This window comes from Thermogutta sp. (assembly GCF_039793925.1).
GTDB lineage: Bacteria > Planctomycetota > Planctomycetia > Pirellulales > Thermoguttaceae > Thermogutta.
Window position 1 is genome coordinate 23,598 of record NZ_JBAMME010000232.1, and the last position, 6,786, is coordinate 30,383.

Below are 6,786 nucleotides of genomic sequence, written 5' to 3' on the forward strand. Positions count from 1 at the left end.
GTTTGACTTGGCCTGCGCCGGTTTGTGCGTAAAATAGCGTCGATTGAAGTTCGCCGTGCAATAGTGTGCGACCTTATCATGACATGGAACCTTTCCAAGGAGGTTGCTGTGCCCTTCCAAGTGCCAGAAGTATTTTCACCACAAGTGGATGGTAATCGTCGGGTTGGTCAGAGTGTGACTTTTGACGCTCAGTTGGACGCAAATGCACTTCTTCGTCTAAGCGATGAGATAATCGCTGGCCACCGTTTGGCGGCTGATGAAGCGCGGGCGATTTTAAGGTTGCCCGACACAGCCATTCTCGAGATTCTGGCCGCAGCCTACCGCGTTCGCCGGCATTTTCACGGGATGAAAATGCGGCTCAATATGCTGATCAATGCGAAAAGTGGCCTCTGCGGCGAAGACTGCGCCTATTGCTCTCAGTCGAAAGTTTCGACCGCCAGCATCGCGAAATATCCGCTGCTGGATGAGGACGTTATCCTCGCAGGGGCGGCGGCCGCTGTGGAAAGAAAGGCCTCGACATACTGTATCGCGATCGCCGGACGATCCCCGAATCCTCGCGAGATGGAAAGGCTTTGCCGGACGATCAGCCAGATTAAAGAACGTTTTCCATTGAGGGTCTGTCTCTCGCCGGGACTCTTATCCTTGGCCCAGGCGGAAGCCCTCAAGAAGGCTGGACTGGACCGGGTCAATCACAACTTGAACACGGGCCGCCGTTTTTATTCGGAAATCTGTTCGACTCACACGTACGAAGACAGATTGGCGACACTGAGGGCTGCACGTCAGGCCGGACTTGAGCTGTGCTGCGGCGGAATCATCGGGATGGGAGAAAGTGAGGACGACCTCATTGAGTTTATTCTTGCGCTGGGGGAATTACGGCCGGAATCCGTGCCGATTAACTTTCTTATCCCAATCGCTGGCACGCCGCTGGAGGGTCGGCCCGCGCCGTCACCCATTCATTGCCTGAAAGTGCTCTCGCTCGTTCGTTTCGCGACGCCCACTTCAGATCTGCGAATTGCAGCCGGGAGAGAGATCCACCTCGGGCCCCTTCAGCCTTTGGGGTTGTTTGTCGCGAACTCCATCTTCGTGGGAGACTATCTCACCACAAAAGGCCAGCCGCCGGAAGAAGACTATCGAATGATTACAGCCCTGGGATTCGAGATAGAACAAGTCGTTCACGGTGAATCGGCAGCGGTTTGCGAGGACGCCTCGCCCACTGCGGCGACGTAACAGCCATTTCAGTCCCACTGAGTGCTGTTTTCCGACAAAACCGTGCAATGGGCCCTTGGAACCTGGTGGAATACCGTCAAGGCTCACCGCCGGTCATTCACTCGTGTGGCTGCGGTGAATCACGCATCGTCGGGTTTGGGTTCCCCAACCGGACAGTTGTTCGGCGCCGGGATCAGAATCTCACACTGAGCTGCGTGTAGTAGAAATCGCTCTGATCCCCGCCGCCAGGTGTGAGTTTGAGAAACCGTCCCGGGAAGAGGTGGGAATATCCAAACAAGACGTCGGCCCGCGGATGGAAAGCCCAGCGGACAGTGATGTCGGCTTCACTGCCCACATCACGTCCCGCTGCACCGGTAGGGTCCTGCCGGATAGCATTGCCACCTGCGTCGTAGAGGGCGTCGCGGGATTCTTGAAGCCGGAACGTATGCCACCAAAACGCGAATTCCCACGCGGGATGGGGCTTCATTGTTAGGAGCAGGTTCCAATCCTGGATATTCTGGCGGCCCACAAGGTCCATCCAGCCAAAGTATTTGTGACCGAGAGGAAATAGCTGGTTGAACGTTTCGTGATGCCCGTCGCTGGGATCCTCGTCTCCTGAAGCCCAGTCGTAGTAAAACCAAAGCGTTGGTTCCCAACCGAGTCGCGCCAGCTTTCGTCCCAATCCGAGTGTGTAAAAGCCTGCAGAGTGGTCCGCGGGGCCATAGTCACCAAACTGATAGGCACCTTCGATTTCCCATAGCCAAAGATCGAGCTTTCCTTCCCAGCGACTTCCGAAAGTGTGGGTTTTGAAGGGTCTCGGATCACTGTACTTGGCGTAGCCGAGGTAATAGAGGTCAAGCGTTTGATCACAGCTACCCTTGCGGGTCATGTAAACGCCGTAAAATTCCTGGTCCAGGTCGGGGTGGTCGAAATTGTGGTCGTTGTTTATGTGCTGAGAGAAGGGAACCGGTCGGGTCCAGAATCCGTCGATTTTCCAGCGCTCGCCCCGCCAGAACAGTTTAACACCGTCGAAAGTACGTCGCGTGTTGCTCCAATCCAGGGGGGAAATGAGCCTTTGGTTGCCGTAGAGCAGTTCCTGGCGTCCTCCGCGGAACCAGAGATCACCGGAGTCGGCGTCGAGAATTTTAGCGTCGGCGAACAAATTGAGGGCATCAAAGCGGTTTTCCTCGATCGGCCGCGGGGGGAGGTCCTCCCAAGCGCTCGTCGCATCGATGGCCTCAGCGTAAGCCCGGAGCCTCTCGCCCACATGGAGGTTGCCGTAAATCCGTGTCCTTTGGAGCAAGAAGTTATTGTCACGGGTTAGGATGTGCTCATTGTGCTGTCGCAGGCGGTATTCTCCACCGACGTCTAGAATTCCCCAGTTTCCCAAACGATTCCGCTTGAGAGCATCACCGAGGTAAAAGTATGGGTTGTCGGGCTTATCGAGGTAAGAGAAATCATTTTCGTAGAACACACCTTTGTAGGGATTAGGCGGTCTGGGCGGAACACCGGAGGAGGAGCGTGGCTGGGGCTTTGCGCCCGTTGCGTTTTCTTTAACCTCGGAGCTTTGCGTTCCATTTTTTTCTTGAACCGGCCCAGAAATCGGTTCCTCGATCCATGTCGTGGCGGCCTCGCGTTCGTCTTCGAAGGTAGTTGGAGCGAGTTTTGCCCCGCTGAGCTGGGGGATATCGCAATCGGGGGCAAGCACTTTGGAAGGCGCTCCTCCGAGTTGTTCAGGAAAGACCAGAACTGGTTCCTGTGAAAGGCTGATCGCCGCCAGGCCGTTCGCTATAGCAAGCGAAAACAAGAATCGCGGTAAAAACCCTGAGTCATACGGCAAAACTCCGCACTGAGACACGAGTCATCTGCCCTACCAGGCTGGGACGCATAAGGGGCTTGCCAACTCGGACGGAGACTTCGAGAGGCCAGCAAGCGCTCAATGACCGCGGCCCCCAGCCCCTTCGTCGGCCAGCTATCACGGCTTACTCGACTCGTTTGGCACCGTTAGTACTCTTTTGTCTTTTTTGCCAGGTTTGCCAAACAGTTTTTGGGTAACAACAGGGTGGCGGAGCTGATTCGATGAGGGAACGGACCGGCTGCAACGAGTGGCAAGAAACCGTGTCAGGCAAGCGGCGCGCTAGCAAAAGCAATACCCGTTATTTGTGGATTGCTCCCCTTCAGAATTGGTATCTAATGCACGGACGGCCGCTTAATCAGTTTTGGCCTTCTGGATTGCCACTTGTTGGTGGTCATGGCTTGTCCAAGGGAGTTAGAAACTCCCGCGGCGTGGCCATCTTTGATAGAATGAAGCGAATGTGAAAACGTGCGGTGAGGTTAAATAGCCATAGAGAAGACTCGATTTCGGACGTGCCCGATGACTGCTTCTGCTAACGGACCTCGGACCCTCTTCGAGAAGATTTGGGACGATCATGTTGTCCACACCGATGAGGGGGGGCAGACCCTCCTCTACATTGATCTGCATCTGGTGCATGAAGTTACCAGTCCGCAGGCTTTTGAGGGATTACGATTGGCTGGTCGGCGGGTCCGCAGGCCGGAACGGACGGTGGCGACTGTAGATCACAATGTGCCGACGACAGATCGGTCGCTCCCGATAGCAGATCCCATTTCCCGCCAGCAAATCGAGACTCTCCGCAGAAACTGCCAGGAGTTTGGCATTCGCTTGTATGATATCACCAGCGTCGAGCAGGGAATCGTGCATGTCATAGGCCCTGAGCTCGGCCTGACTCAGCCAGGAATGACAATCGTCTGTGGCGACAGCCATACGGCTACTCATGGGGCTTTTGGAGCCCTGGCATTCGGAATTGGCACCAGTGAAGTGGAACACGTTCTGGCCACACAAACACTGCTGCAAAAAAAGCCCAAGACTTTCGAGGTTCGAGTGGAAGGGCGATTACCTCGAGGTGTCACGGCCAAGGACCTGATCCTTTATCTCATCGGAAGACTGACAACACGGGGAGGTGTCGGATACTGCATCGAATACACCGGGGAGGTCATCCGGCGGCTGACCATGGAAGAGCGGATGACGGTGTGCAATATGACAATCGAGGCCGGCGCACGGTCGGGACTGATTGCGCCGGACGAGACGACGTTTGCTTATCTTCGTGGGCGACCTTTCGCACCGAAAGATGCCGCTTTTGAGCGGGCGGTCGCACGCTGGCGGAATCTGCGGACCGATCCTGGGGCCGTTTACGATCGCGTGGAGGTGTTTTTCGCCGACAACATTGAGCCTCAGGTCACCTGGGGAACTAATCCAGCGCAAGTAGTTTCCATCACGGCAAAGGTTCCCGATCCCCGGGATTTTCGGGACCCTGTAGAGCGCAAGGCGGCCGAAGACGCGCTCCGGTACATGGGCCTGGAGCCGGGCATACCGATGACGGAGATTCGCATCGACAAAGTGTTTATTGGCTCATGTACGAATGGACGACTGGAAGACCTGAGGGCAGCAGCTGCGGTCGCCAAGGGATATCGCGTTGCCGACCACGTCCAGGCTCTGGTGGTGCCGGGGAGTGGATTAGTGAAAAGACAGGCGGAGGCCGAAGGTCTGGACAAGATATTCAAAAACGCTGGCTTCGAATGGCGGGAACCCGGTTGCAGCATGTGCTTGGCGATGAACCCCGACCGCTTGGAGCCTGGGGAGCGCTGCGCATCGACGAGTAACCGCAACTTCGAAGGGCGACAGGGCCGAGGGGGAAGAACGCACCTGGTTTCACCCGCCATGGCGGCTGCTGCGGCAATTGCCGGACGATTCGTGGATATCAGAGCCTGGGACTATCGGTAATGATGCCGGTCTGCTAAACGCCACGTCTTGGAGCACCGTTCTGCGGGTCAGCCACCGCGTTCAACCGATTCTTCAAAGCCATGGTGTTTGATTTGTGAAAGAGAGGAGTCACAGGAATGCAGCCATTCGTGCGTCATACAGGATTGGTGGTGCCCCTTGATCGTTCAGACGTGGATACCGACCAGATCATTCCGAAACAGTTCCTGAAACGGATTGAGCGCACGGGTTTCGGCCAGTTCCTCTTTTATGACTGGCGGTACCTCGAAGATGGGACACCCAATCCCGACTTCATTTTGAACAGACCCGAATACCAGGGGGCTACAATTCTCCTGGCACGTCGAAACTTCGGTTGCGGATCAAGCCGCGAACACGCACCCTGGGCGCTCGTGGACTACGGTTTCCGGGCGATCATTGCGCCGAGCTTCGCTGACATTTTTTACAATAACAGCCTCAAAAATGGCCTTCTGCCGGTCCGGCTCGATGAGTCCCTGGTCGAGGAGCTATTTCGGAGATGCACCGAGACACCGGGCTATTGCCTCACCGTGGACCTGGAACGATGCGTCGTTACCGATCGCAAAGGCTTTCACGCAACCTTCGACATCGACCCATTCAGAAGGAAATGTCTTCTCGAAGGGCTTGACGACATCGCCTTGACGTTGCAGCACGAGGACAAAATCACGGCTTATGAAAAAGCCCATGGAATCGCATAGGGCTGGTCAGCAGCGGACCGGGGAGGCATTGTCGCTGGCGTTTTGGGCGACTCGGCAAGCGTTGTGGTGTGACGGGTTGCCCGTCACTCGAGGGGAGAGCAGGGGAGGATCTCGTTGGGCAACCACTGAATAGAATGGTGTGATAGAATACGCAGTATTTCGCTAATCTTGAGAGCGTGTTTTGCGCGTCTGGAGAGCCGGGAATGGGAGCATGCGTGGACTCCCGGGGCAGTACCTTTGCGAAAGCGAGTATTCCAAGTTCCGACGGTACGTGAGGCAAATCATGGCCATTTGGGATGCAATTCGGATCTTTTTCGCGACACTTTTCGACAGGGAGACGGCCCGCCGGGTGCGGGAATTATTAGAAAAGCGTCGCCCCGGTGAGGCGCAGCAAGAGGTTCAGTCCGCGGTGGCGGCGACTCCAAAACCTGCGGTTCCGCCGCTGAAGCGGGTTCCAGAGAAGGTTGTCAAGAGCGAGGCATTGATTCTCTTGGAAACCCTTCAACGCGAGGCGCGCTTTGTGGATTTCATCAAAGAGGATCTGAGTGGGTACAGTGACGCACAGATCGGCGCGGCTGTCCGGGATATCCATAGAGATTGTGCGGCCGTTTTGGAAAGGCTCTTCGCGATTCGCCCAGCCATTGATGCTCCAGAAGGGACCGAATACCTTGTTCCCGACGGCTTTGACACCGGGAGGATTCGGCTGGTCGGAAACGTTCACGGTGGTCCCCCTTATCGGGGGCGGGTTACGCATCATGGTTGGGAGGCAACGGAGTGCCGACTTCCTGTCTGGACGGGCACGGAAACTTCGCTTCGAATCATTGCCCCGGCCGAAATAGAAGTCGGTGGCGCGTAGTTTCGTATTCTGTGGACCTTTCCATTTATCTCTTGCCTCGAGCCCGTTTTGCATAACTTGCGGAGGCGCACGCTTGGGGCTCCCAATTAAACGAACTCGATTAAGAACCTTCGAACAATTAATTTGACAAGCACGTCGTCACGAGACACGTCCCGAAAAGGCACGCCCGTGGTGCTCCATGAAGAGGAAATGGATCGTGCTGGCCAAAAAGATGC

At 56.0% G+C, this 6,786-nt stretch carries 5 protein-coding genes; 4 read left to right on the top strand and 1 reads right to left on the bottom strand.

Features of this window, described 5'->3' with window-relative positions:
- Nucleotides 1-108 precede the first annotated feature (108 nt).
- Nucleotides 109-1,227, top strand: coding sequence for a biotin synthase BioB (gene bioB, locus ABJK56_RS10330; RefSeq protein ID WP_347244589.1), 1,119 nt, complete (start codon nucleotides 109-111; stop codon nucleotides 1,225-1,227).
- Between the two features lie 172 nt (nucleotides 1,228-1,399).
- Here bioB and ABJK56_RS10335 read toward each other — a convergent pair whose 3' ends face one another.
- Entirely contained in the window at nucleotides 1,400-3,064 is a 1,665-nt protein-coding gene (locus tag ABJK56_RS10335) for an alginate export family protein (RefSeq protein WP_347244590.1), read from the bottom strand.
- Nucleotides 3,065-3,580: 516 nt separating this feature from the next.
- Between ABJK56_RS10335 and leuC the strand changes: the two genes are divergently transcribed.
- From leuC to ABJK56_RS10350, 3 genes are all read left to right on the top strand, one after another.
- A complete protein-coding gene (gene leuC, locus ABJK56_RS10340) occupies nucleotides 3,581-5,005 on the top strand; it encodes a 3-isopropylmalate dehydratase large subunit (RefSeq protein WP_347244591.1) in 1,425 nt (474 codons plus the stop codon).
- A gap of 116 nt (nucleotides 5,006-5,121) precedes the next feature.
- On the top strand, nucleotides 5,122-5,715 hold the full coding sequence (leuD, locus tag ABJK56_RS10345; RefSeq protein ID WP_347244592.1) for a 3-isopropylmalate dehydratase small subunit: 594 nt from the start codon (nucleotides 5,122-5,124) through the stop codon (nucleotides 5,713-5,715).
- A gap of 211 nt (nucleotides 5,716-5,926) precedes the next feature.
- Nucleotides 5,927-6,571 (top strand): DUF2760 domain-containing protein, encoded by a 645-nt coding sequence (locus ABJK56_RS10350; RefSeq protein WP_347244593.1) that lies wholly within the window; start codon nucleotides 5,927-5,929, stop codon nucleotides 6,569-6,571.
- Nucleotides 6,572-6,786 lie beyond the last annotated feature (215 nt).

Coding starts and splice junctions, on each gene's coding strand:
- leuC (WP_347244591.1), top strand. CDS start 3,581: ATGACTGCTTCTGCTAACGGACCTCGGACCCTCTTCGAGAAGATTTGG.
- leuD (WP_347244592.1), top strand. CDS start 5,122: ATGCAGCCATTCGTGCGTCATACAGGATTGGTGGTGCCCCTTGATCGT.
- ABJK56_RS10350 (WP_347244593.1), top strand. CDS start 5,927: ATGCGTGGACTCCCGGGGCAGTACCTTTGCGAAAGCGAGTATTCCAAG.